Origin of the sequence: Pelagibius sp., from assembly GCF_028289705.1 — a bacterium.
Taxonomy (GTDB): domain Bacteria; phylum Pseudomonadota; class Alphaproteobacteria; order Kiloniellales; family Kiloniellaceae; genus Pelagibius.
In genome coordinates this window covers 83,533-107,368 of record NZ_JANQOI010000188.1, presented here as the reverse complement: position 1 = coordinate 107,368, position 23,836 = coordinate 83,533, and the positions used below count along the sequence as shown (strand labels likewise).

23 protein-coding genes are annotated in these 23,836 nt (G+C 68.1%); 14 read left to right on the top strand and 9 right to left on the bottom strand.

Annotated features, from left to right (window positions below):
* Positions 1-275 precede the first annotated feature (275 nt).
* From Q0996_RS24615 to serS, 3 genes are all read left to right on the top strand, one after another.
* A complete protein-coding gene (locus Q0996_RS24615; RefSeq protein WP_299626567.1) occupies positions 276-701 on the top strand; it encodes a DUF2089 domain-containing protein in 426 nt (141 codons plus the stop codon).
* A complete protein-coding gene (locus Q0996_RS24610) occupies positions 698-1,117 on the top strand; it encodes a hypothetical protein (RefSeq protein ID WP_299626564.1) in 420 nt (139 codons plus the stop codon). The genes Q0996_RS24615 and Q0996_RS24610 overlap by 4 nt, the downstream gene beginning before the upstream one ends.
* A gap of 455 nt (positions 1,118-1,572) precedes the next feature.
* Positions 1,573-2,835 carry a serine--tRNA ligase gene (gene serS, locus Q0996_RS24605; RefSeq protein ID WP_299626561.1) on the top strand — a complete coding sequence of 421 codons (1,263 nt, stop codon included), beginning with the start codon at positions 1,573-1,575 and terminating at the stop codon, positions 2,833-2,835.
* On the opposite strand, the gene Q0996_RS24600 is transcribed toward serS, so the two are convergent.
* Positions 2,808-3,443 (bottom strand): TetR/AcrR family transcriptional regulator, encoded by a 636-nt coding sequence (locus Q0996_RS24600; protein ID WP_299626558.1) that lies wholly within the window; start codon positions 3,441-3,443, stop codon positions 2,808-2,810. The two genes, serS and Q0996_RS24600, sit on opposite strands and share 28 nt — an antisense overlap.
* 65 nt (positions 3,444-3,508) lie before the next feature.
* Here Q0996_RS24600 and Q0996_RS24595 point away from each other — a divergent pair, with 65 nt between their 5' ends.
* Positions 3,509-4,132 carry an NAD(P)-dependent oxidoreductase gene (locus Q0996_RS24595; protein WP_299626556.1) on the top strand — a complete coding sequence of 208 codons (624 nt, stop codon included), beginning with the start codon at positions 3,509-3,511 and terminating at the stop codon, positions 4,130-4,132.
* A 17-nt stretch (positions 4,133-4,149) separates the two neighbouring features.
* Here Q0996_RS24595 and Q0996_RS24590 read toward each other — a convergent pair whose 3' ends face one another.
* Positions 4,150-4,797, bottom strand: coding sequence for an NADPH-dependent F420 reductase (locus Q0996_RS24590; RefSeq protein WP_299626553.1), 648 nt, complete (start codon positions 4,795-4,797; stop codon positions 4,150-4,152).
* Positions 4,798-4,930: 133 nt separating this feature from the next.
* Here Q0996_RS24590 and Q0996_RS24585 point away from each other — a divergent pair, with 133 nt between their 5' ends.
* Positions 4,931-5,848 carry a LysR family transcriptional regulator gene (locus Q0996_RS24585; protein WP_299626550.1) on the top strand — a complete coding sequence of 306 codons (918 nt, stop codon included), beginning with the start codon at positions 4,931-4,933 and terminating at the stop codon, positions 5,846-5,848.
* Positions 5,849-5,873: 25 nt separating this feature from the next.
* On the opposite strand, the gene Q0996_RS24580 is transcribed toward Q0996_RS24585, so the two are convergent.
* Both Q0996_RS24580 and Q0996_RS24575 read right to left on the bottom strand, forming a co-directional pair.
* Entirely contained in the window at positions 5,874-6,359 is a 486-nt protein-coding gene (locus tag Q0996_RS24580; protein WP_299626547.1) for a DM13 domain-containing protein, read from the bottom strand.
* A gap of 207 nt (positions 6,360-6,566) precedes the next feature.
* Complete coding sequence (locus Q0996_RS24575; RefSeq protein ID WP_299626544.1) at positions 6,567-7,019, bottom strand: YHS domain-containing (seleno)protein; 453 nt, start codon at positions 7,017-7,019, stop codon at positions 6,567-6,569.
* Positions 7,020-7,273: 254 nt separating this feature from the next.
* On the opposite strand from Q0996_RS24575, the gene Q0996_RS24570 reads away from it, so the two are divergent.
* On the top strand, positions 7,274-9,103 hold the full coding sequence (locus Q0996_RS24570) for an adenylate/guanylate cyclase domain-containing protein (RefSeq protein ID WP_299626588.1): 1,830 nt from the start codon (positions 7,274-7,276) through the stop codon (positions 9,101-9,103).
* Between the two features lie 80 nt (positions 9,104-9,183).
* On the opposite strand, the gene Q0996_RS24565 is transcribed toward Q0996_RS24570, so the two are convergent.
* A complete protein-coding gene (locus tag Q0996_RS24565; protein WP_299626541.1) occupies positions 9,184-9,942 on the bottom strand; it encodes an SDR family NAD(P)-dependent oxidoreductase in 759 nt (252 codons plus the stop codon).
* Positions 9,943-10,106: 164 nt separating this feature from the next.
* On the opposite strand from Q0996_RS24565, the gene Q0996_RS24560 reads away from it, so the two are divergent.
* The 6 genes from Q0996_RS24560 to Q0996_RS24535 all read left to right on the top strand — a co-directional run bounded on the left by Q0996_RS24560 (position 10,107) and on the right by Q0996_RS24535 (position 16,663).
* Complete coding sequence (locus Q0996_RS24560; protein WP_299626538.1) at positions 10,107-11,867, top strand: carbamoyltransferase C-terminal domain-containing protein; 1,761 nt, start codon at positions 10,107-10,109, stop codon at positions 11,865-11,867.
* 8 nt (positions 11,868-11,875) lie between these two features.
* Positions 11,876-12,583 carry a PIG-L deacetylase family protein gene (locus Q0996_RS24555; protein WP_299626535.1) on the top strand — a complete coding sequence of 236 codons (708 nt, stop codon included), beginning with the start codon at positions 11,876-11,878 and terminating at the stop codon, positions 12,581-12,583.
* Positions 12,584-12,671: 88 nt separating this feature from the next.
* Positions 12,672-13,436 (top strand): class I SAM-dependent methyltransferase, encoded by a 765-nt coding sequence (locus Q0996_RS24550; RefSeq protein WP_299626532.1) that lies wholly within the window; start codon positions 12,672-12,674, stop codon positions 13,434-13,436.
* A gap of 327 nt (positions 13,437-13,763) precedes the next feature.
* Positions 13,764-14,684: a complex I NDUFA9 subunit family protein gene (locus tag Q0996_RS24545; RefSeq protein ID WP_299626529.1), complete on the top strand. Its 921-nt coding sequence runs from the start codon at positions 13,764-13,766 to the stop codon at positions 14,682-14,684.
* 45 nt (positions 14,685-14,729) lie between these two features.
* Positions 14,730-15,281, top strand: coding sequence for an aggregation factor core (locus Q0996_RS24540; RefSeq protein ID WP_299626526.1), 552 nt, complete (start codon positions 14,730-14,732; stop codon positions 15,279-15,281).
* A gap of 110 nt (positions 15,282-15,391) precedes the next feature.
* On the top strand, positions 15,392-16,663 hold the full coding sequence (locus Q0996_RS24535) for an adenylate/guanylate cyclase domain-containing protein (RefSeq protein WP_299626523.1): 1,272 nt from the start codon (positions 15,392-15,394) through the stop codon (positions 16,661-16,663).
* Between the two features lie 35 nt (positions 16,664-16,698).
* Here Q0996_RS24535 and Q0996_RS24530 read toward each other — a convergent pair whose 3' ends face one another.
* Together Q0996_RS24530 and Q0996_RS24525 are read right to left on the bottom strand one after the other, a co-directional pair.
* A complete protein-coding gene (locus Q0996_RS24530; RefSeq protein ID WP_299626520.1) occupies positions 16,699-18,924 on the bottom strand; it encodes a xanthine dehydrogenase family protein molybdopterin-binding subunit in 2,226 nt (741 codons plus the stop codon).
* Between the two features lie 4 nt (positions 18,925-18,928).
* The gene (locus Q0996_RS24525; RefSeq protein ID WP_299626517.1) at positions 18,929-19,387 is read right to left on the bottom strand and encodes a (2Fe-2S)-binding protein; all 459 of its coding nucleotides are present in this window, start codon (positions 19,385-19,387) and stop codon (positions 18,929-18,931) included.
* 503 nt (positions 19,388-19,890) lie between these two features.
* Between Q0996_RS24525 and Q0996_RS24520 the strand changes: the two genes are divergently transcribed.
* On the top strand, positions 19,891-20,157 hold the full coding sequence (locus Q0996_RS24520; protein ID WP_299626514.1) for a hypothetical protein: 267 nt from the start codon (positions 19,891-19,893) through the stop codon (positions 20,155-20,157).
* A 5-nt stretch (positions 20,158-20,162) separates the two neighbouring features.
* Here Q0996_RS24520 and Q0996_RS24515 read toward each other — a convergent pair whose 3' ends face one another.
* Complete coding sequence (locus Q0996_RS24515; protein ID WP_299626511.1) at positions 20,163-22,007, bottom strand: aminopeptidase P family protein; 1,845 nt, start codon at positions 22,005-22,007, stop codon at positions 20,163-20,165.
* A gap of 188 nt (positions 22,008-22,195) precedes the next feature.
* On the opposite strand from Q0996_RS24515, the gene Q0996_RS25510 reads away from it, so the two are divergent.
* A complete protein-coding gene (locus Q0996_RS25510; RefSeq protein WP_322096800.1) occupies positions 22,196-22,834 on the top strand; it encodes a DUF1127 domain-containing protein in 639 nt (212 codons plus the stop codon).
* Positions 22,835-22,936: 102 nt separating this feature from the next.
* On the opposite strand, the gene Q0996_RS24500 is transcribed toward Q0996_RS25510, so the two are convergent.
* On the bottom strand, positions 22,937-23,803 hold the full coding sequence (locus Q0996_RS24500) for a 50S ribosomal protein L11 methyltransferase (RefSeq protein ID WP_299626508.1): 867 nt from the start codon (positions 23,801-23,803) through the stop codon (positions 22,937-22,939).
* Positions 23,804-23,836: the final 33 nt, after the last annotated feature.

Here is a 23,836-nt window from a genome sequence, read left to right as displayed (position 1 = left end):
CGGCTTGCGTCTGCAGACGTCCGCAAAGCAGCCATGACTTCGAAGAAGTCTGGTATGCCGTCGACCTGGGAAGGTTCCGTCCAGATACTTCGTAGACCGCATCGGCCCTGAAACGGGTCACCCGCCAGTCCCTTCAAGCGCCGCAGGACCCGGCTGAAGCCTTTGGGCATCGTGGTGGCAACGCAAAGGCACGAGAATTAATATATTTAATTTTGATATTGAATTATTTTACCGATAGAGGCACAATGAACCTATAAATTTATCGGTGCAGGGTCATGGCATTGGACTGGCGCAAGCTTACGCAACTCACCGGCGGGCAGGACTTCATCGTCGAGCGGGTGCGCACGGCCGGGGATGGGATCGCCATCGAGGGGGCCTTCGCGCCGCCGCCGCTGGCCTTGCTGGACGCCGACGATCAGGCCTTCGTCGCCGCCTTCATCCACTGCCACGGGTCCATCAAGCAGATGGAGCGCTGGTTCGGGGTCAGCTATCCCACCATCAAGGCGCGGCTGAACCGCTTGGCGGGCCGGCTCGACTTCGCCGAGGTGGTGGAAGAGCCCAGGGCGGTGGAGGAGAAGGCGCCGCGGGCCGGTGCTGCCGGCGTGCTCGACCGCCTGGAACGGGGCGAGATCTCGGCCGAAGAGGCCCTGGCGGCGTTGCGGCAACCGGATGACGATGTTCTGGAGGGACCAAAGCGATGAGCGACGAGACCAGACGCGTGCTCGACATGGTGGCGGCGGGGACGATCACCGCCGAGGAGGGCCAGCGCCTCCTCGCGGCGCTGGACAGCGCACCGCCCGCGCTGCCGCCGGCGGAAACCGCGCGCCCGGCGCCACGCTTCCTGAAGGTGGAGGCGGGCGGCGTCGGCAAGGACGGCAAGGACGAAGGCTTCCGCATGCGCATACCGCTCGACCTGCTGCGCGCCGGCATCAAGATGCGCGCCCTCATCCCAGAGGCGAAGCGCGATAAGATCAACGAGCGACTCAGGGAGAAGGGCATCGAAGACGACATCTTCGAAATGTCGGACGCACAGCTCGACAGCCTGATCCGCACCCTCGGTGAGTTGGAGCTGGAGGCCGCCGACAGCAACGGCAGCGTCCGCCTCTATCTGGAGTAGCCCCGGCATCACACAATCCCCTGGCAGGGCCATCGCATGTGGCGGCCAGATGCTTCGAGACGGCCGCTGCGCGGCCTCCTCAGCATGAGGGAGGATTTCCATGGCTGGGATTTCCTCATGTTGAGGAGGCCTGAAAGGCCGTCTCGAAACACGAGGAAATCTCCCTCCGCACATATGCGATAGCCCTGCAGCCCCCGGTCCTCTTCCGGCAAGGCGGTTCCCTCCCGGCCATTCATTGACCTGCAACCCCTCCCGTGGCAGGGTCGCGTCATGCAATGGCTTGGTGTTCGATCGTCCGCGCAGGTGAACTCCCTCGACCCTCTGGGGCCGGGTGGGTGGCGCTTGCGCTGACCGCGATCAGTCCATAGCTCAACCCCAAGGCTCCGCCGCTCCGGCTGAGCCTTTTTTCATGATGAGCCTCCGCCGGGCGCCCCGGACCCGGAAACGGAGGCAAGATGCTCGCCCTCAAATTCATCCGCGCAAACCCCGATGCGGTGCGCCGTGCCATCGCGGCCAAGGGCATCGCGCTGGACCTCGACCGGCTGCTGGCGCTGGACGCCGCGGTCCGATCAGCCAAGACCCGGCTGGAGGACCTGCGCGCCCGGAAGAAGCGGCTGAGCGCGTCGATCAAGGAGCTCTCGGGCGAGGACCGCGCCCAGCAGGTGCAGCGCTCCCGCGCCCTCGATCCCGAGATCGCCGACCTGGAGGAAAGGCTGGCGCAAGACCGCTCGGAACTCGACGCACTGATGCTGCGGGTGCCCAACATTCCCTGGGAGGGCGCGCCGCAGGGCGCCGATGCCGAGGCGAACCTGGTCCTGCGCCGGGAGGGCGCGCCGCCGCGCTTCGAATTCACGGCGCGCGACCACGTCGAACTCATGGCGCTCAACGGCTGGGCCGAGCTCACCCGCGTCGCCCAGGTCTGCGGTTCGCGCAGCTACGCCCTCAAGGGGCGTCTGGCGCTTCTGGAACAGGTGCTGATGCTGCACGCCTTGCAGCAGTTGACCGCGCGCGGCTTCACGGTGATGAGCGTGCCGGCCCTGGCCCGCGAGGCGGCCTTCGTCGCCTCCGGCCACTTTCCCTTCGGCGAGGAAGATGCCTTCCGCGTGCCGCGGGACGGCCTGCTGCTGTCGGGCACGGCAGAGACCGTGCTGAACAGCCTGCACAGCGGCGAGATCCTGGAGGAGGAGCAACTGCCGATCCTCTATGCCGGGATCTCGCCCTGTTTCCGCCGCGAGGCCGGCAGCGCCGGGCGCGATGTCCGCGGCCTGCTGCGGGTGCACCAGTTCGTCAAGGTCGAGCAGTTCGTGCTGTGCCGCGACGACCCGGAAGAGTCGGCGCGCTGGCATGCCCGCCTGCTGGCCAACGCCGAGGCCCTGCTGCAGGATCTCGAACTGCCCTATCAGGTGGTCGAGTGCGCCACCGGCGACATGGGTGTGGGAAAATTCCGCATGAACGATATCGAGACCTGGGTCCCGTCGCTGGACCGCTACCGCGAGACCCATAGCTGCTCCAGCCTGCACGACTGGCAGGCGCGGCGGGGCAATCTGCGCTTCCGCAATCGGGCCGGCCGGGTGCGCCTGGTCCACACCCTCAACAACACGGCGGTCGCCAGCCCGCGGATCCTGGCGCCGCTGATGGAAAACCACCAGACAGCCGAGGGGCGCGTGCGCCTGCCGGCGAAGCTCCGGCCCTACTTCGCGGGCGATGAATTCCTCTGAGGCCGGCGGGCCGCAGGCGCAGACTCCGCCACGAAGAGCCGCCGCGCCGTCGCCTGCATCGCCGCGACGTAGCGGTCCTGCGGCCAGCCGCAGGCCTGGGTGAGCTGTTCCCAGTTGCGCACGGAGAGGAGGGTCCAGAGCAGGTCCGTCGCCTGCTCCGGCGTCTGTCCGGGCGCGAGCATGCCGTCGCGCACCAGGGCGTCGATGGCCGCCGCGCAGCCCTCGCGCATGTCCTGCATGCGCCGGTCCCAGGCCTCGGCTGCCGCGGCATCGCTGTCGCGCATGGCCAGCAGCGCCTTTGCCATGGCGTAGATTTCCGGGATGTAGGCACCCCAGGCCGCGATGTAGGCCTCCAGGCGTTCGACCCCGGAGCCGGCGGTGCGGCTCGGCCGCAGGCGCGCCTCCACGTCCAGAAGGCCGTCGAGATGGTGGGTCGCGGCAATCAGCAGCTCCGCCCTGGTGGGGAAATGCAGATAGACCGCCTGCCGGCTGAGGCCCGCCCGCCGGGCGATATCGCTCATCCGCACCCCCTGGCCTCGGCCCGCCTGCAGCAGGTCCAGCGCGGCCTTGAGGATGCGTTCGCGGGTTTCGAGGTTTTCACTTGACATGATGTCAAGTACCATCTACTTGTCACTGTGTCAATTTACACCGTGTCAAGCGATGGGAGCCGATCATGAAGCTGATTGTCTTTGGCGCGACGGGCAGCGTCGGACGCAAGCTGGTGGAACAGGCGCTCGACCAGGGCCACCAGGTGACCGCCTTCGCGCGCCGGGCAGCCGCCCTTGAGCTGGCGCATCCCCATCTCACCCCGGTCGCCGGCGACGTGCTGGACCGGGCCGCGGTGATGGACGCCGTCAAAGGCCACGACGCGGTGGTGGTCGCCCTCGGCGCCGGGCACAAGGGCGGAGTGCGCGCGCCCGGCACCCGGCATGTCATCGCGGCGATGCAGCACCACCGCGTTCGCCGGCTGGTCTGTCAGTCGACCCTCGGCGCCGGCGACAGCCGCCCCCTGCTCACCTTCTTCTGGAAGCGCATCATGTTCGGGCTGCTGCTGCGCGCCGCCTATGCCGACCATCAGGCCCAGGAAGCCCTGGTGCGGGACAGCGGCCTCGACTGGGTGATCGTCCGCCCCGCGGCTTTCACCGACGGCCCGGCCACCGGCGCCTACCGGCACGGCTTCCTGCCGACGGCAAAGGACCTCACGCTGAAGATCTCCCGGGCCGACGTCGCCGGCTTCCTGCTGCGCCAGGTGACCGACGACCGCTACCTGCACCAGACCCCCGGGCTGTCGTACTGAACGCCTGCCGCAGCCCCTTACCGGATCGCCCGCACGTCGGGCTGGATGAAGTTGAAGACGGTGTGCGGGTCGCGGCCGGCGAAGAGGAACTTGATGACAATCGCTGCCGCCGCCTCCAGTTGGTAGGCGTGGGCGTTGCCGCCGAGCCTCAGGGGCTCGGAGCCGACGTCGCGGATCAGCCCGGCGATCACCTCCGAGGCCCGCTCGCTGTCGGCGGTGAAGAGGGTCACCAGGGTGCGGCCGTCGTAGGTCATGTCCGGGTCCGCCCAGACCGCGGCCTGAGCCATGTTGAAGGCCTTGCCCAGTTCCGCCCCGGGCAGGGCTTCGGCGAGCGCCTGCGTCAGCGAGCGCCCGTCGTCCCGCGTGGTCAGGAAGGTCTCGACGCTGACCGGATTGTTGATGTCGATCACCACCTTGCTGGCGAAGGCGGCATCGCCGCCGGCCTGCGCGACGGCATCGAGCGCATCCTCCCAGCGGGTGGCCAGCACCACGACCTCGCCGAAGGCGGCCGCCTCGGCGGCGGGGCCTGACTTGGCGCCGAACCCCGCGGCCACCTGCGCGGCCTTCTCCAGGTTCCTGCCGCTGAAGAACAGGTCGTGCTTGCCCCGCCACTTTTCCGCCAAGGCCTGCGCCATGGCGCCGCTGCCGATGAATCCGATCTTCATTGCCGTCGTCCTTCCGCCCCTGGCCCCGGCGCCCTTGCGCTGTTTCGGGCCCTGACTGTCCGTGATGCCTTGGAAGGTGAGGGTCAAGGAGACATAATTCAAATCGATGAATTTGATATCTAGAATAACCTGAATGGATACGAAGGATCTCGACCTGAACCTGCTGCGCTCCCTGGATGCGCTGCTCGGCGCGGAGAGCGTCACCGGTGCCGCGCGGCGCATCGGTATCAGCCAGCCGGCCATGTCCGCCCAGCTCGCGCGCCTCAGGCAGCTCTTCGGCGACCCGCTGCTGGTGGCCTCGGGACGCAGAATGGTGCCCACGGTCCGCGCCGAGGCCCTGCGCGCGCCGCTGAGGGCGCTGCTTCAGGACGCGGAGGGTCTGCTGCGCGAAGAGGTCGCCTTCGATCCGATGGCGGCGGAGGAGACCTTTCGCCTGGGCGGCACGGATTACGTCCACGCGGTCCTGGCGGGCGGCCTGGTGGACCATCTGCACCGCCAGGCGCCTGGCATCCGCCTGGCGATGATGCCCTTCCACAGCGCAAGCGTCTGGCAGGATCTCGAAACGGGTCGGCTGGATGCCGCCATCGTCACCAGCTTCGTCACCCTCAACGCGGCGAAGGCGCGCCTGCTGCTGCGGGAGCGCTTCGTCTTCGTGCAGCGCAGGGGCCATCCGCGCGGGTCACAGCCGCCGGACCTGAACGCTTTCTGCGCCCTGGACCATATCCTGGTGTCACCGGAAGGCGGCGGTTTCGTCGGGGCGGTGGACCGGGCCCTGAGCGCGCTCGGGCGGAGCCGGCGGGTCCTGGTCTCGCTGCCGAGCTTCCTGCTGGCGCCGGCGCTGATTCAGACCTCGGATCTCGTCTGCGTGTTTCCCGAGCGCCTGGCGCTGGGCTGCGGCGGCGGCCTGGAGGTCTTCCCCCTGCCCTTCGCGCTCGCCGGTTTCGATCTGCAGATGGTCTGGCATCCTCGGCGCCACAACGACCCGGCCCATGTCTGGTTCCGCAACGAGATCGCCGACTACGCCCGGCGGCTGCCGGCGACGCCCCTCTGACGACGCCTCTCTGACTGCCCTCGGTTCAGCTTTCGAAGGACAGGTCGGCCGGCGAGATCAGCACCCCGAACTGCGCGCACCAGATCACCACGCTCGGATAGTCCTTCAGATTGACGCCCGCCGGAACGGGATACTTCTGGCTGCCCTTGAAGGCGCGCAAGCGGCCGAGATCGACGAACATGGTGCTCTCCACCGCCGCCTCGTCGCGGACCTCGCGGTTCGGCACCAGATAGACGTGGAACTTCGGCCCCGGCCCCACCTCGAAGTCGGCGTCGAGGTGGACCACGGCCTCATAGACGTTGACCTTGCCCTTGCCGTAGTGGATGGGGTCGGAGGGGTTGGCATGAATGAATTCGCCGCGGGCCACCAGGGTGCTGCGCTCCTCGGCGGTCAGGGTCTCCATGGCCTCCGGCGGCGGGAACACGAAGGGATAGACGAAGAAGCCCACCGCCACACCGAAGGCGGTTCCCAGCAGGCCGCCGAACAGGAAGATCGCAATGCCGCGCCACATGATCCCTCTCCTCGCAACGTTCGATCCCGGAGAAGCGGCGCTCCCCATACCTACCCCCGCGCGTGCCGAATCTATGCCGCAGCGGGACTCACCGGGAGGGTCGGCGCGAACGATAGTCCATCACCGGCCCCGGCTCCAGATGCAGGGGGAGACCATTGGCTCCGCCGGGAATCGGAACCACCACCGTGCAGGCGATGAAGCGTGCCACTATTCGCTGTGTCCGATGCGCTGCCAATTGGCATCGGCCTTGGCCACATTCTCGACGGGATCTTGCGCGAACCGTTTGATGAGGTCCTTGCGGAAACTCAGATAGAGCTTGCCGTCGATGATGGTCCAGGCCTCGGGATCGACCGTCACCTTCCAGCCGTTCGCCATGGCACCGGCACAGAAGCCGCCATAGCGGGGCGCATAGCGCTCGGGATCGCGCGCAAAGAGCCGGAGGTGCTCGGCACTTGAGAAGCGCCAGACCGCGTCATGCCAGGTTTGCTCGAACTCCGGAACACCCGCAATCGGGCGGCCTTCGGTGAAGTAGGCGACCGGATCGTAGCCCTTGATCGCCAGATCGGCACCGTCCTTGTTCACGAGTTCGCCGGCGCGGGCGTCCAGCGCAAACACGATCAAGCAGATTGCCATGAGGGTCACTGCGCGCGGCGCGAACATTGAATCCGCCCTCCTTGTGCTTCACTCTGTCATCCCTGGGAACACCGTCATGGGATAAGACGGTGCCGTGGGGCAGGAGGCTAATCGGTTCCCGAGTCCGACGCTAACCACGCGGGTCCGGTTCCGCAACGAAACACTCCGTGAAGTGCATCGGAATAAATTCATCGGTTTGACCCTTGGCCGATTGATCCTGGGCCGAGTCTGATCAGCCGAATTCGGAGGGCACCACAACGGCCAATCGCAAGCTTACCGCCATCCTCCATGCCGACGTGGTCGGCTACAGCCGCCTGATGCAGGCCGACGAGGCCGGGACGCATCAACGGCTAAAGGCCTATCTGGCCGTGTTCGATACCCACATTTCGCAGGGTGGCGGACGCATTGTCGGAACCGCGGGCGATGCGGTTCTTGCCGACTTCCCCAGCGTCGTCGATGCCGTATCGGCCGCCGTCGCGATCCAAGCCGCACTGGCCGAGCGCAATGCGGGGCTCAGTCCGGACGGCAAGCTCGAGTTCCGCATCGGCATCAATCTCGGAGATGTCATCGTCGACGCAGACGATATCTTCGGCGACGGCGTCAACGTGGCGGCGCGCCTGGAATCGCTGGCCGATCCCGGCGGCATCGTGGTGTCCGCCGCGGTCTACGACCAGGTGAAGGACAAGCTGGCGCTGCCCCTGGTCGACCGCGGCGAGGTCCGGGTCAAGAACATCGCCGATCCGGTGAGGGTCTATGCCGTCGGCTTGGGTGAGCGCCCCCTGCCCAAGCAGGACCGCCGTTCTTTCGGGCGCGTAACAGCCGCCGCCGGCGTGGCGCTGGTTCTGCTTCTGGCCGGCCTGGGCGCGTTCTGGATCGCGGCGCCCTCCGACCCTGTCAAGGACGCCCGCGACACTGATGCTGAGGCCGAAACCGAAAGCAAGCCCACCATTGCGGTCTTGCCGTTTGAAGAACCGGGCGCGGCGGGTGAAGAGACTTATTTCGCCGACGGAATCACCGAAGGCGTGACCACCGAGTTCGGCCGCTTTTCCAACCTCTTCGTGCTCTCCTGGAATGCGGTGGCGCCATACAAGGGCAAAGCCGTCGCGCCGGAGCAGTTGAGCGAAGATCTGAATGTCCGCTATGTGGTCGGCGGGACACTCAGGAGAACCGATGGCCGGCTGCGCCTGACCGTCCAACTGACCGATGCCCGGCGCGGCCTGCTCCTCTGGTCCGAGCGCTACGACCGGGACATCGCCGATATCTTCGCGCTTCAGGACGACATTGCACGCCAGGTGGTCGGTGCCCTGGCGGTGCGCTTGACCAGGCTCGAACAGGATCGGGTGTTCCGGAAGCCAACCGAAAAGCTCGACGCCTACGACTACGTGCTGCGCGGGCGTCATCACCTCCGCCGGGTCGAGCGCAGCGCCAATCTGGAGGCGCGCGCCCTCTTCGAGCGGGCACTCGAGATCGACCCGCGCTATGTCGATGCGCTCGTCGCACTCGGCTGGAGCCACATGAACGGCTTTCTCTATGGCTGGACCGAGTGGCAAGGCCGTGCGCTGGCGCGCGCACGGGAACTGGCGGAACAGGCGGTCACCCTCGATGACCGTCACGCCGCCGCCCATGCACTCCTGGCTCAGGCCCTCACCTTTCAAGGCGAGCTTGCGCAGGCCACCGAGACCGTGGAGCGGGCGATCGAACTGAACCCCAACGACCCGGTGAGCCATGCCATCCTTGGCAACCTGACAATGTGGTCGGGCGATCCGGCGGTTGCCGCGCAGTCGCTGGAGCTGGCACTGCGCCTGGACCCCGAGCCGGTGGTCATGTGGGTCGTGAACCTGGGCCTCTCCTACTACCTTCTCGGGCGGTACGAGGACACGGTCCGGCTGTTGGAACGCATCAGTCGCCGGTTCAACGAAAATCCCGTGCCACCAGCCGTCCTGGCCGCGGCGCACGGGCAGCTTGGACAACGCGACCAAGCCGCCGCGGCGCTGGCCAGGCTGAAGCGCGTCAGTCCGTTTTTCGATGCAGGCGGTTATGCCGGCAACTTCAGCGATCCGTCCCACACAGACCACCTGCTCGAAGGCCTGGCCAAGGCCGGACTCGAGTGACGGCAGCCTTCAGGCCGTCTGAAGATCCGGCCCGGTTCTTCTCGACCCGACAAAGCTCCCCTTGGCGGCCGCCGAATCCCTCAGATCGATCCCGCCTCGACCATGTAGTTGTTGGCGGTGCACATGGCGGCGTCGTCGGAGGCGAGGAAGACCACCATGCGGGCGATGTAGACCGGCTGCACGAGGTCCGGCAGGCACTGGCGGGCGCGGTGTTTCTCGATGGCCTCCGGCGTTACCCAGAGCTCCTTCTGCCGCTCGGTCATGACCCAGCCGGGAACCACGGTGTTGACTCGGATGCGGTGGTCGCCGAGGTCGCGGGCCATGGTGCGGGTCAGGCCGTGCACCGCCGCCTTGGCGGTGGCGTAGGCAGGAAAGCCGCCCCCGGCCTCCCACCAGGAATTGGAGCCGAGGTTGACGATGGCGCCGCCGCCGGCCTCGATCATGTCCGGCGCCACCGCCTGGATGGCGAAGAACATGTGGCGCAGGTTGGTGGCGATGCGGTCGTCGAAGTAGTCCGCCGTGGTCTCGCGCCAGTCATGACGGTCGTCGCGGGCGGCGTTGTTCACTAGCACCCCCGCCGGACCCAGCTTCTCGCGCAATGCCGCAAAGGCGGCGCGCAGCGCGTCGATGTCCCGCAGGTCACAGATCTCGTAGGCGATCTCGCCGTCGAGCCTTTCGGTCAGCGCCGCGCTGCCCTCCCGGTCCAGGTCGACGAAGCCGACCCGCGATCCCTGAGCGGCAAAGGCGCCGACGATCTCCGCGCCGATGCCCGAGGCGCCGCCGGTCACGAAGACGGTCTTTCCGGCAAGGCTGGGATAGGTGGCAAAGCTGTCGCTCATGACTCGGTCCTGTCTGTCCGTTGGGGAGGGGTGCTCGTGAGGGCCTTGCACGATACAGCGAAGGGCGCCCGGCGGAAACCGCCCCGCACGTGATGCCTGTGCAATCCGACCGCCGGCGCAAATTGAGGCTCGCCTTCGCGGAGCGGGCCCTCTAAAAGGCAGCCATGAGCGCAGCCGACCACTACCTGGGTATCTTCGAGGGACACTTCGATCCGGCGGTCGCCGTCGTAAAGGACGGCAAGGTGATCGCCTATGCCGAAGAAGAACGCTTCCTGCGCAACAAGCACGCCTACAGGATCTATCCGCGGCGCGCGCTGCACTACTGCCTGGAGGCAGCCGGCATCGGGCCGGAGGACATCGCCGCCATCGGTATCAACTGGAACCTCGATGCCTATACCGACGGCCGCATGGCGGCCTTCTTCGCGGAGATGGACGCGGCCTGGCCCCTGGACCCGGCGACCAAGGGCTGGCAGCGCGCCATGCTCGGCGGCTTCAACCGCCAGGCCTATGAGGCCCGCCACGCCCGGGAGTGGCGCCGCGCCTTCGGCGAGAGTGCGCTCCCGCCCATCGTCGGCCTGCCGCACCACTTCACCCATGCCCTGCAGAGCTACCTGCAGTCGCCCTTCGAGGAAGCGGTCTGCCTCACCATCGACGGCTCCGGCGACGAACACTGCACCGTGGTCTGGCGCTGCGAGGGCGATGCCATCGAGCCGATGCGCGAAGTCCGCATGCCCCATTCCCTCGGCTGGTTCTATGCCGCCTTCACCGAGTACCTGGGCTTCGAGGCCTATGACGGCGAGTACAAGGTCATGGGGCTCGCGGCCTACGGCAAGCCCGACCCGCAGCTCAGCGAGACGATGGCAAAGATCCTCCATCCCGCCGACGACGGTATCGAATACCGGCTCGATCCCGGGTTCATCCACTACGGCCCGCGCAGTTGGTCCGACCGCTTCACCGACCACCTGCCGGAGCTGTTCGGGCGGCTGCCGCGGCGCGCCGACGCGCCCATCGAGGAATGGCACCGCGATCTGGCCTTCGCGGTGCAGGCGGCTCTGGAGCAGGCCGTGGAGCCCCTGGCCCGCTGGGCACTGAAGGAGGCCGGAACCGGCAACCTCTGCATCGGCGGCGGGGTCGGCCTGAACGTGAAGATGAACAGCCGTCTGCAGACCCTGCCGGAGGTGGACCGGGTCTTCGCCCACCCGCTGTGCAGCGACGGCGGCGCCGCGGCCGGTGCCGCGCTCGGCGCCTGCTGGCAGGCCAGCGGCGCCCGGCCCGAACCGCTGCGCACCCTCGCCTGCGGGCCGGAGACCGGCGATGCCGAGATCGAAGCCGTCCTTTCCGGCTGCGGCCTCGCCTACGAGCGCCCCGACGATATCGCCGAGGCGGTGGCCGAAGCGCTGGCCGGCGGCGCCGTGGTGGGCTGGTTCCAGGGCCGCATGGAGGCCGGGCCACGCGCCCTCGGCCAGCGCAGCATCCTGGCCGACCCGCGCAAGGTGGAGGCCCGCGACAGGGTGAACGCCGTCATCAAGTACCGCGAGAACTGGCGCCCTTTTTGCCCCTCCATCCTGGCCGAGGCCGCCGAACGCTATCTGGTCGGCGGGCAGGACGCGCCCTTCATGATCATCGCTTTCGAAGCCAGCGAGGAGTTCAAGCGGGCGGCCCCGGCCGTCGTCCATGTCGACGGCACGGCGCGGGTGCAGGTGGTCCACCGCGAGGTGCTGCCGCTCTATCACCGCCTGATCTCCCGCTTCGAAGCGCACACCGGGGTTGCCGCGGTGCTCAACACCTCCTTCAACGTGAAGGGGGAGCCCATCGTCTGCACCATCCACGACGCCCTGCGCACCTTCTTCTCCACCGGAATGGACGTTCTGGCCGCCGGCAGCTTCCTGGTGCGCAAGCCGAAGGAGCAGCTGTCCCATGAGTGAGCGGTCCCATGAGTGAGCAGGGCCTCCTGGTCATCGCCCCCCACCCCGACGACGAAAGCCTGGGCGCCGGGGGCACCATCGCGCGCTGCACGGCGGCGGGTCTGCCGGTGACGATCCTGACGGTCGCGGCCCACATGCCGCCGCTCTACAGCGAGGCGGTGCACCAGCAGACGGTGGCCGAGGCCCGCAAGGCCCACGCCACCCTGGGCGTCAGCGACTCCCGCTTCCTCGACATCCCGGCGGTCTATGTCGCCGAGCGTCCGGTCCCGGAGTTGAACGGCGCCATCATGGCGGTGGTGCAGGAGGTCCGGCCGGCGGCGGTGCTCTGCTGCTACCCGGACCGTCATGTCGACCACCGGGCGATCTTTGACGCCGCGATGGTCGCCACCCGCCCTGTCGGCATCGGCACGGACATCAAACTGGTGGCCGCCTTCGAGACCCTGTCCGAAACCCACTGGAACGCGCCCCACATCGAGCCCAACTTCACGCCCAACTGGGTGGTGGACATCACCGACACCCTGGAGCAGAAGCTCGAAGCCCTGGCCTGCTACGAAAGCCAGATCACGCCCTTCCCCGGCCCCCGCTCCCTCGATGCCGTGCGGGCGCTGGCACAGTTCCGCGGCACCCAGGCGGGCTTTGCCTGCGGCGAAGGGTTTCATGTCATCCGCATGACCGCCCCTGCCGCCCCACTGGTCGAGGCCCTGCGCGGCACCTGACCCGTAGGGGCCGATGCGCCCCCTTTATGACACTGGAAGGTGGAGGTACCCGGGCTACTTTCGACTGGCGAAGCCGAAAGAGGCAGGGATGAAGACGGCCTGGACCGCGGACGACGAGAAACGGCTGGCGCGCGAGCGCGACTTCCATAACGCGCGCTTCGAACACGACGACCGCGAAGCCCAGCTCAAGTACTACGCGGCCATCGTCGATTGTTTTCAGGACTACCGGGCGCGGGTTGCGGCGCTGGCCACCGGTGCCGACATCCTGGAATACGGCTGTGCCTACGGTGACACCATCCTGCATCTCGCGGGGCGGGCCCGCTCGGCGAGCGGCATCGACATTTCCGATGTTGCTGTCGCCCGGGGCCGGCGGCGCGCGCGGGAGGCCGGGCTCGCCAACGTCCGTCTTGAGGTCATGGACGCAGAGGCCATGACCTTCGCCGACGACAGCTTCGACCTCGTCTTCGGCAGCGGCATCATCCACCACCTGGATATCGGCCGCGCCCTGGGCGAGATCGCCCGGGTGCTACGCCCCGGCGGCCGGGCGCTCTTCGTCGAACCCCTGGGCCACAATCCGGCCATCGCGCTCTACCGCCGACTCACCCCCGACGCGCGCACACCCGACGAGCACCCGCTGCTGAGGCCCGACTTCAAGCGTTTCGATGCGGCTTTCGGTGCGACGGTCTACCGCTTCTACGGCCTGACGACCCTGGCCGCCGTGCCCTTCCGCAGGACCCCGGCCCGCAGGCCGATCATCGCCGCGACCCGCGCCCTGGACAGAGCCCTCTTCGCCCTGCCCGCCGTGAAGTGGTGGGCCTGGTACGCCCTGATGGAATTGCAGGTCTCGGACTGACCCGCATGCGTCGATCACCAGATCGGACCCCGCCGACGCCTCAACGTAGTCAACGACTGTTCGGTTCAGGCCGGAATCGAAGAGGACAGGCTGCCATCGAGTGTGCGGTTCACCCCCCTCCCGACCTCCCCCCATCAAGGGGGGAGGGGAATTTTTTGAGCCGCTTCAATAACTTCCCCCTCCCCCTTCGATGGGGGAGGGTTGGGGTGGGGGTGACACCCTCTCCGCTACAAGCCGTCCGCCGCTGAGCCTTCGCTGTCCTGTCTCTTGCCGAAGGCTTTGGCGCCCTCGCGATCCGGCGTAGGATCGAGGCCGGGATAGGGAGCCATGGCAGCGGATTGGCAACCGAACTGCGTGACGGTTTTCGGCGGCACGGGATTTCTCGGCGCCGCGATCGTCCGGCGGCTGCTGGCCGAAGGGATCACCGTGCGGGTCGCTGTCCGCCATCCGGACAAGGTGGTGGTCGCGCCGGAGGGCCCGCAGCCTGCGGATCTTCAGCCCGTCTATGCGGACGTCTGCGACGAAACCACCGTGGCGCAGGCCCTGGAGGGATCGGACGCCGCGGTCAACGCCGTCGGCCTCTATGTCGAGAAGGGCGCCGAGACCTTCGAAGCGGTCCACGAGCTGGGCGCCCTCACCGTGGCGCAGCAGGCCGCCGCCCGGGGCCTCCAGCGTCTGGTGCTGATCTCCGGCATCGGCGCCGACCTGCATTCGGAAGCCGGCTACGTGCGCGCCCGGGCCAGGGGCGAACGGCTGGTGCGGGACGCCTTTGCCGGGGCGACGGTCCTGCGCCCCAGCGTGCTCTTCGGGCCCGAGGACCGCTTCGTCAACAGCCTGGCGGAGATCGCCGCCCGCCTGCCCCTGCTGCCACTGTTCGGGCGCGGCGACACAAAGCTGCAGCCGGTCTTTGTTGGCGACGTCGCGGAGGCGGTATCCAAGTCCCTGCAGCATCCCGACGCCCCGGGCGCGACCTACGAGCTGGGCGGGCCGCGGGTCTACAGCTACCGGGCGCTGATCGAGCTGATCCTGCAGCAGACGCAGCGGCGATGCCTGCTGCTGCCCCTGCCCTTCGCGCTCTGGGATTTCCTGGCGCTGCTGTCCGCGCTGTTGCCGACGCCGCCCATCACCCGGGCCCAGGTCACCCTGATGAAGCAGGACAACGTGGTGCCCGATGCGGCGCTCACCCTGCGCGACCTCGGCGTCGAACCCACCGCCCTGGAAAAGGTCCTGCCGTCATATACCTTCTAGGAGGAAAGCTCCGGCGCCGGCGGACACAAAAGGGGAGAAACGACAATGACGGTCACGCTTCTCAAGGTTCTGCGAAGCGGTGCCATCGCCGCCATCGCTCTGGGCGCGAGCAGTGCCGCCCAGGCGGACGTCCGCGTGCTGTTCCGCGAAGGGGCTCCGACGGACCGCTTCGAGATCCGCAACACCGGGGGCTGCCCGCTGGGCCCGATGACGCTGCGGCTCGATCTGAGCGAGTCATCGGGCGGCCTGATCTTCGACACCTCGGCCAGCGGCCCGGGCGTGCAGGTCTATCAGCCCTTCGAACTGGTCGCGGGGGCCGAACTGGTTCGCGCGGTCTCCGACGTCCGCGATGGCGGGCGCAGCGTCGAACTGCTGTTGGCGGGGCTTCACGCGCGCCAAGAGGTCGCCTTCACCATCGACGTCGACGACACCCTGGTGGAGAGCCCCTGGGGCCAGACCCAGGTCGCCGGCTCCGAGATCAAGGGCGCGGAGGTGGCCATCGACTTCGACGAAGCCGGCGCGGGCCTGCCCCCGGTCGAGGCCCGCTTCGACGCCAACGCGGTGGCTCTGCTCCCGGTGTCCAACTGCGTGTCCTAGGTTTTCGAACCAGCAAACCTAAACCGCCCTACGGGCACGGCGCGGTTCGGATTCGGCCGCCTTGGTGATAGCTTTCAGTGGAACAGCGAGTCACAGGGGCGGAGCGACAGTTGGCGAAGCCATCACCCCGGCAAGCGGACCACAGCAGCGCCGTTGCGGAGATCACTGCCTGGCTGATCGATCAGGGGCTGGCCGGCGCACCGCAAGAGGCGGTGGTGGAGGGCTATTGCGAAAGGCTGGTCGGCGCGGGCCTTCCGGTCGAGCGCGTGCACCTGGCGCAGCGGTCGCTTCACCCGGTCTTCGGCGGCCTCGGCTTCGACTGGTACCGAAGCAGCGGCGTGATGCGGGACTACTACGCCCGCACGGATACCCCGGTCGAGCAATGGTCCCACAGCCCCTTCTACCACATGCTCGAAGAGGGCATCAGCGAGCTGCGGGAGCGCCTGACGGAGACCGAGGCGCCGCATCGTTTCCCGATTCTCGATGAGTTCCGCGCCAAGGGCGGAACCGATTACCTGGCGATGATGCTCCCCCTCAGTGCAGTCACGCAGGGGCGCGGCTACGACCCGAACGACCCGCCGGAAGGGATCGTGATCTCCTGGACCAGCGATGCAGCCGGCGGCTTCTCGGACTCGGATATTGCCGTGCTTCGCGACCTCCTGCGTCCCCTCGCCCTGACACTGAAGGCCGCCTCCAACCGTCAGATGGCGGTGGATCTTCTGGAGACCTACCTGGGCCCCGATGCCGGCGCGCGTGTGCTTTCCGGCGAGATCCAGCGCGGGTCTCTGGAGACCATCCATGCGGTGATCTGGTACTTCGATCTCCAAAGCTTTACCAGGCTTGCGGAGAGAACCGCGGGCGCAGCGATCATCGCCATGCTGAACGACTACTTCGGGACCGTGGTCTCGGTGATCGAGGACCATGGCGGAAATGTGCTCAAATTCATGGGCGATGGATTGCTGGCGATCTTCAGCTTCGACGATCAGGAGGACGCGGGGCGCTCGGCCCTCGAGGCATCGGCTGCGCTGCGGATCGCCATGGCCGATGTGAACCGGCGCCGCGAAGCCGAGGATCTGCCGCGCACGGGGTTCAATCTCGCGCTGCACGCCGGCAACGTGCTCTACGGCAACATCGGCGCCGAGCACCGCCTGGACTTCACCATCATCGGCTCCGCGGTGAACGTGACGGCGCGCATCCTCGGCATGTGCCGCTCCCTGGAACAGGAACTGATCGTCTCTTCGCAGGTTGCCCGCCCCGCCATGGCGCAGCGCGACGACATCGTCTCCCTCGGCCGCCACATGCTGCGCGGCGTCCCCGAACCTCAGGAACTCTTCACCCTCTACTTGGCACCATCCGAAAGAGAGAACCCCTCCCCGGCATAGGCCGGAGAGGGGTTTGGCGGTTTAAGGACAGCGGATCAGGCGCCGGTCAGGCCGTGCAGGGCCATGGGGAGTTGGCGGATGCGCCGGCCGGTGGCGGCGTAGACCGCGTTGGCCACGGCGGGGCCGATAGGCGGCACCCCCGGTTCGCCGACACCGGTGGGCGGCTCGGCCGAGGGCATGATGTGCACCTCCACCTCCGGCATCTCGTTGATGCGCAGCGATTGGTAGTCGTGGAAGTTGGATTGCTCCACCCGGCCGCCGTCCAGAGTGATGGCGTCGTGCAGGATGGCACCGAGGCCGTAACCGATGCCGCCCTCCATCTGCGCCTTCACCTGGTCCGGATTGACCGCGAGGCCGCAGTCCACCGCGCAGACCACCTTCTCCACCTTGATCTGGCCGTCGCCGGCCACCGAGATCTCGGCCACCTGGGCGACGTAGGAATTGAAGGACTCGTGCAGGGCGATGCCGCGGGAGCGGCCCTGTGGCAACGGCGTGCCCCAACCCGCCTTCTCCGCCGCCAGCTTTAGGACCGCGGCGTGGCGCGGATGGTCCTTCAGCATGGCCAGGCGGAACTCCACCGGGTCGCGCCCGGCGGCTTCGGCCAGTTCGTCGAGGAAGGCCTCCGCCGAGTAGGCGGTGTGGGTGCTGCCCACGGCGCGCCACCAGAGCACCGGCACCGCCACGTCGGTGGTGTGCAGGTCCACGGCCAGGTTCGGGATCGCATAGGGCAGATTGTTCGCCCCCTCCACCGAGGTCTGGTCGATACCGTTCTTGATCAGGAAATCGGCAAAGGGCGTGTTGCGCAGGATAGACTGGCCGACGATACGGTGATGCCAGCCGATGAGGTTGCCCTGGTCATCCAGCCCGGCGCGCAGGCGGTGGAAGTACATCGGCCGGTAGCGCCCGACCTGGATGTCGTCCTCGCGGGTCCAGACCACCTTCACCGGCGCCCGGCCGCCGATGGCCATGGCGACGGTGACCGCCTCGGAGACCATGTCGGCATTGGGCGTGGCACGCCGGCCAAAGCTGCCGCCGGCCAGCAGGGTGTGGATCGTCACCTGCTCCGGCTTGAGGCCGGCAATGGCCGCCGCCGCGCCCTGGTCGACGGTGGGGATCTGCGAACCGGTCCAGATCTCGCAGGAATCCGGACCGAGCTGCACCAAACAGTCCAGCGGCTCCATGGGCGCATGGGCGAGGAAGGGGAACTCGTAGTCCGCCTCCAGCACCTTGGCGGCGGAGGCGAGAGCGTCCTCGACAGCGCCGTCGTTGCGCGCCATCAGACCCGGCTGGTCGGCCAGGGTCTTGTACTCGGCCATCATCTCCGCCGAGCCGCGGGTCTCCCCGGTGGACTCGTCCCAGTCGATGTCCAGGGCGTCGCGCCCGTTCACGGCCGCCCAGTAGCCCTTGCCCAGCACGGCGATGCCGCGGGGTACCACGACCACGTCGGTGACGCCGGGCACCGCCCGGGCCGCCGAGTCGTCGAAGGACTTCACCGTCGCGCCGAAGACCGGCGGGCGGGCGAGCACCGCCGTCAGCATGCCGGGCAGGCTCTTGTCGATGGTGTAGACGGCTTCGCCGCGGGTCTTGGCCCGCGAGTCGAGGCGCGGCGCGTGCTTGCCGATCAGGGTGAAGTCGGCCGGGTCCTTCAGCGGGATGTCGGCCGGCGGCTCCATGGCAGCGGCCCGATCGGCCAACTCGCCGAAAGTGGCGCGCTTGCCTGACGCAGCGTGGGAGACCACGCCCTTGGCGACCGCGATGTCCTTGGGCGAGACGCCCCAGAGCTCGGCGGCGGCCATCACCAGCATGGCCCGCGCGGCGGCGCCGGCCTGGCGCATCTGCATATAGGCGTTGGCGATGCTGGAGCTGCCGCCGGTGCCCTGCATCGGGCCCCAGTGGAGGTTGTTATAGAGCGCCGCGTTGGCCGGGGCGTGCTCGGCGCGCATCTGCCCCCAGTCGGCGTCCAGTTCCTCGGCCACCAGGGTCGAGAGCCCGGTAAAGGCGCCCTGGCCGAACTCGATGTGCTTGATCAGCACGGTCACGCTGTTGTCCGGCGCGATCCGGATGAAGGCATTGGGGTCGACCGCCGCGGCGCCGCCGGTGGCGGCCCGGGCGAGCTTGTTGCCCAGCGGCAGGGTCATCCCGATGATCAGGCCGGTCCCGGCGACCGCACTCGCCTTCAGGAACTGGCGGCGGCTGGCTTCGGGACCCGTCGTGGGACGGCTGGCCGCAACGGCGGCGCTTTCTTTCAAACCTGTCAGCATCGTCTCAGCCCTCCATGATCTTGGCGGCTTCGTGGATGGCCGCGCGGATGCGCACATAGGTGGCGCAGCGGCAGACATTGCCCTCCATCGCCGCGTCGATGTCGTCGTCCGTGGGCTTCCGGTTCTCGCTCAACAGGGCGATGGCCGACATCACCTGCCCGGACTGGCAGTAGCCGCACTGCACCACATCCAGCTTCTCCCAGGCGGCCTGGACCGCCTCGGCGGCCCTGCCGTCCACGGCTTCGATGGTGGTGACCGCACTGCCCTCGACGTCTTCGATGGCGGTGGAACAGGAGCGCACAGGCACGCCGTCGACGTGGACCGTGCAGGCGCCACAAAGCCCGGCGCCGCAGCCGAACTTGGTCCCGGTCAGCCCCAGTTCGTCGCGCAGGACCCACAGCAGGGGGGTGTCGGGGGCGGCCTCAATCTGCCGCTCCTCGCCATTGATGAGCACTCTTGCCATTCAAATCTCTCCCGGTCTGCAGAGTGTTTGGGGGCGCCTCCCAGAGCGCCGGGCAGCCGGGTTGTTTCCTTGTTTTCCCGGCGGCGAAGGGAAAAAAAGAACTGCGGAAGGGTATACTTAACAGTTTACTAACTAGGCGCGATCCGAGCGTGTGCAAGTACGCAGAGGGTGAAACTTTTGGGTCCGGCCCGCCGCTTTGGACGGTTTGCGCGCATTCGGATGACGCCAGAGGTGCCGTTCAATCGCCGCGACAGAGGGGCACCAAAGAAAGACGCCCCGCCGAATGGCGGGGCGTGAGTTACAGCAATCAAATGGGTGTATCGGGTGTTACGTTAATGCCCCCTGATTGGATCACCGGTTGAGTCATTTTTTTCAGCCGGCGGCGAGGCCCCCGAAAATCCATGTTTTTTCGGCCTTTCGAAGCGTTCTAAACAGTCTATTTACCCCCGGGCCTTAAGGTTTCCCGCTCACCGGCCCCATCACCAGCAGGGACAGGCAGGACAATGCTGAAGGCTGACGACAGTCTGGAATTCATCCTCGAACAGGTCCAGGATCTGGGTCGGGGCGACAAGGCGCACGAAAAGGCGGCCTACCGCGCGCTGATCCACATGACGCAGCGCTGGGCGGAGCCGACGGACCTCTACATCAGCGAGGACCTGCAGATGGCCGAGCGCATCGGCCAGGATCTGGCCGACATCGCGCGCCACATCCAGGACATCCAGCACTCCTACATGAAGGCGCTGTTCGAGACCTCCGCCGAGGAGGCCTGAAACAGCTAGGCGCCCAAGGGCGCCGTCGCCTGCTCCAGCCAGGCACGGTCCTCGCCGTCGAGCTGCGCACCCACCACTTCCCGAACCCGGGCGTGGTAGCCGTCGAGCCAGGCAATCTCTTCCGCAGTCAATAGCTCGCTCTTGACCAGCCGACGGTCGATGGGCGCCAGGGTCAGGGTCTCGAAGGCGAGCATGGCACGCTCTTCATCGGGCCCGCGCGGGCTTTCCACCACCGCCACCAGATTCTCGATGCGGATACCGTAGGCCCCGGTCTTGTAGTAGCCCGGTTCGTTGGACACGATCATGCCCGGCTGCAAGGCCACGCTGTTGGGCACCTTGGAAATGCGCTGCGGGCCCTCGTGCACGTTGAGATAGCTGCCCACGCCGTGGCCGGTGCCGTGGTCGTAGTCGAGCCCCCTCTGCCAGAGCGCGGCGCGGGCCAGTACGTCCAACTGGCTGCCTGAGGTGCCCTCGGGAAAGCGCGCCGTCGCCAGGGCGATGTGGCCCTTGAGCACCAGGGTGAAGCGTTCGCGCATCTCCTCGCTGGGGGCGCCGATGGCGATGGTCCGGGTCACGTCGGTGGTTCCGTCGGGGTACTGACCGCCGGAGTCACAGAGGAACAGCTCGCCCCTGGCCAGGGGGCGGTCGCTCTCCGCGCTGACCCGGTAGTGGACAATGGCCCCGTTGGGCCCCGACCCGGCGATGGTGTCGAAGGAGAGGTCGCGCAGCTCCCCGCTCTCCCCGCGCATCGCGGCGAGACGGTCGGCGGCGGTCATCTCGGTCAGCGGGCGGCCGGCCGCCACCTCCCCATCGAGCCACTGCAGAAAGCGCGCGAGGGCGGCCCCGTCGCGGCGGTGCGCCGCCCGGGTGCCCGCCAGTTCGGTTTCGTTCTTGCACGCCTTGGGAAGCTGGCAGGGGTCGGCACCGGTTTCGATGACCGCGCCGGCGGCGCGCAGCCGGTCGAAGATCCAGCGCGCCGCCGTGGCGGGGTCGGCCAGCACCTTGGCTCCGGCGGCGCCCAGGCGGTCCAGCGCCTCCCCCAGCCGCTCCGGCCCCTCCACCGAGACGGCGTTGCCGAGGTGCTTGATCAAGCCGTCGTCGAGCTTGGCGCCGTCCACGAACCACTCCACGCCACCGTCGGCATGCAGCAGCGCGAATGACAGCGGCAGCGGCGAATGCTCGACGTCGCCGCCCCGCACGTTCAGTAGCCAGGCGATGGAATCCGGCAGGCTGAGCACCGCTGCCGCCACGCCCTTCTTCTCCAGGTCCCGGCCCAGGTCCTCGCGCTTGTCGGCGCTCTCGCGGCCGGCGTAGCGCAGCGCGTGGGGCCGGATCGGCGCCTGCGGCGGCGCCGGACGCTCCCGCCAGACCGCGTCCAGGGGGTTGTCCGGCAGGGCCACCGCCTCGGCCCCGGCGGCGGCCAGGGTCTTCGCAAGCCCGCGGACCTGGTCCTCGGTGTGCAGCCAGGGATCGTAGGCGAGCCGCTGGCCCGGTTTCAGGTGCTCCCGCAGCCACTGCGACAGCGGCTCCTCGGTGACGTGGCGGGGCGCGAAAAGAGCGCTATCCACCTCGTTGCGCACCTGCAGGGTATAGCGCCCGTCGACGAAGATGGCGGCGGCCTCCGGCAGGACCGCCGCGGTCCCCGCCGAGCCGTTGAAACCGGTGAGCCAGGCCAGGCGCTGCGCCGAGTCCGGCACATACTCGCCCTGATGCTCGTCGCCCCGGGGGATGAGAAAGCCCTGGACCTCCCGGCGGGCCAGTTCGGCCCTGAGATCCGCCAGCCTTCGCCCATGGTCCGCGCTCACAGCCGTGCCGGCCGCAGCCGTCTCCATGGAATCCGGGTTGCCCATCGTCTCAGATCCTCTCCGCTTCGCCGCCCCGGCCCCAAATTTGGCTCATGCAAGCGGCGCATTGCTGCAGTGCAAAAAAATCGTCGGCCAGGGCCGCCCTCAGTACGTACCTTTCCTATGAAAAGTCCGTGCTTCAGGGCCGCCTTTCAAGGCCTTGGGGCAGTATTGGTTAATCTGGAGCAAAAGCAATGACCCGCCTAAACGAACTTCACGATGCCGCCTGGCGCGGCAGCGACGTGCGGTGGGACCCTCGATCCGTTGACGTTTTGAATGCCGTTCAAACCGCCCGCCGCATGAGGGCCCAGTACACCGCCGAACTGCTGACCCGGGGCCTCTCAGCCCTGGCGCGCTGGTCGGGCGCGACCGCCCTTGTCTCAACCCTGGCCCGGGCGCAGCAGCGTCGCCGCACGCTGCGCGAGCTCACGGCCCTGAGCGACTCCATGCTGGCCGACATCGGCCTACAGCGCAGCCAGATCGCCGCCGCCGCGGCCGATGTGGTTCCCGCCAAGCCGGCCGCCGGCTCGGTCTGGCACATGATGGCCGAATGGCTGGGGCGCGAGTACCGCAAGAGCCGCACGATCCGCGAGCTCTCCGGCATGTCCGATGCCATGCTGCGCGACATCGGCGTCGAGCGTGCGGACATCGGACGCATTGCCGAAGCCCTTGCCGCCAAGCAGCGCGACGGCCAAACGGCCGCGGCCGCCACCGCGGCCCTTCAGCGGGCGCCGCAACTCGCCGGCAGCCTCAGTGCCGCAAGCGTGAGCAAGAGCTCTGCCGATCTGCTGGTGCCGGCGAACGAGAACCTGGGGCACCCCACGGCTGCCTGATCGGTCAGGCGAGCCGAAAGCGGGAACCTTAGTTCAGCTTTACCGCCAGGAAGGCGAAGGATGGCGGCGTCCTCCCAGTCGGAGGCGCCGCCATCTCTCTTCCTAACCCAGCACCAGGGTCGACCACTCGGCCAGGCGGTAGCGGGTGACGACGCGCAGGCCCGCCGCCCGGTAGCGGGCGATCACCGGGCCTTCCTGGCTGACCAGCAGGCCGGAGAGCACGGCGGCCCCGCCGGGCGCCAGATGGCGGCTGAGGTCGTGCGCCATGCGGCACAGCGGCTCCGCCAGGATGTTGGCGAGGATCAGGTCATAGGGGCCCTGGGCCGCCACTTCGGCGCGGCGGAAGCCGTCGCTGTAGGCCAGGGCGACGCGGCCGGCCACGCCGTTGACCCGCAGGTTCGCGGCGGCCACCTCCAGCGAGGGTGCGTCGTTGTCGACCCCCAGCACCCGGCAGGGCCAGACCTTCGCCGCCGCCATGGCCAGCACCCCCGAGCCACAGCCCATGTCGAGCACCTGCTGGACGCTGCGCCGCTTTGCCAGGTCGGAGAGCGCCAGCAGGCAGCCACGCGTGGTTTCGTGACGTCCGGTGCCGAAGGCTGCGCTGGCCTCGACTAGGAGATCCACCGATCCCCAGGGCGCGGGCTCGGTGATGTGGGCGCCGCGGATGCGGAACCGTCCGGCGGTGACCGCCGGCAGGGCGCGCTGGCTCTCGGCGACCCAGTCGATATCCGGCAGCCGCTCCAGCCGATGGCTGGGCCGTTCGATATTCGCGGTCTCCGCCGCCAGTGCCAGCAGCCGCGTCAACTCCGCGCTGTCCGGCGCGTCGGCGAGGTAGAGCTGCCAGGAGCGTAGTCCCCAGGCATCCTTGTCGCCGATCACCTGGGCCCCGCCCAGAGGTTCGAAGATCGCATCGAAGGCACCGAGCGCCGTGTCCGGCAGTTCAAGGCTGAGGCAGTAAGCGGCGGTCATCGGATGGCACTCGGAATGGCGTTCAGACTCGCG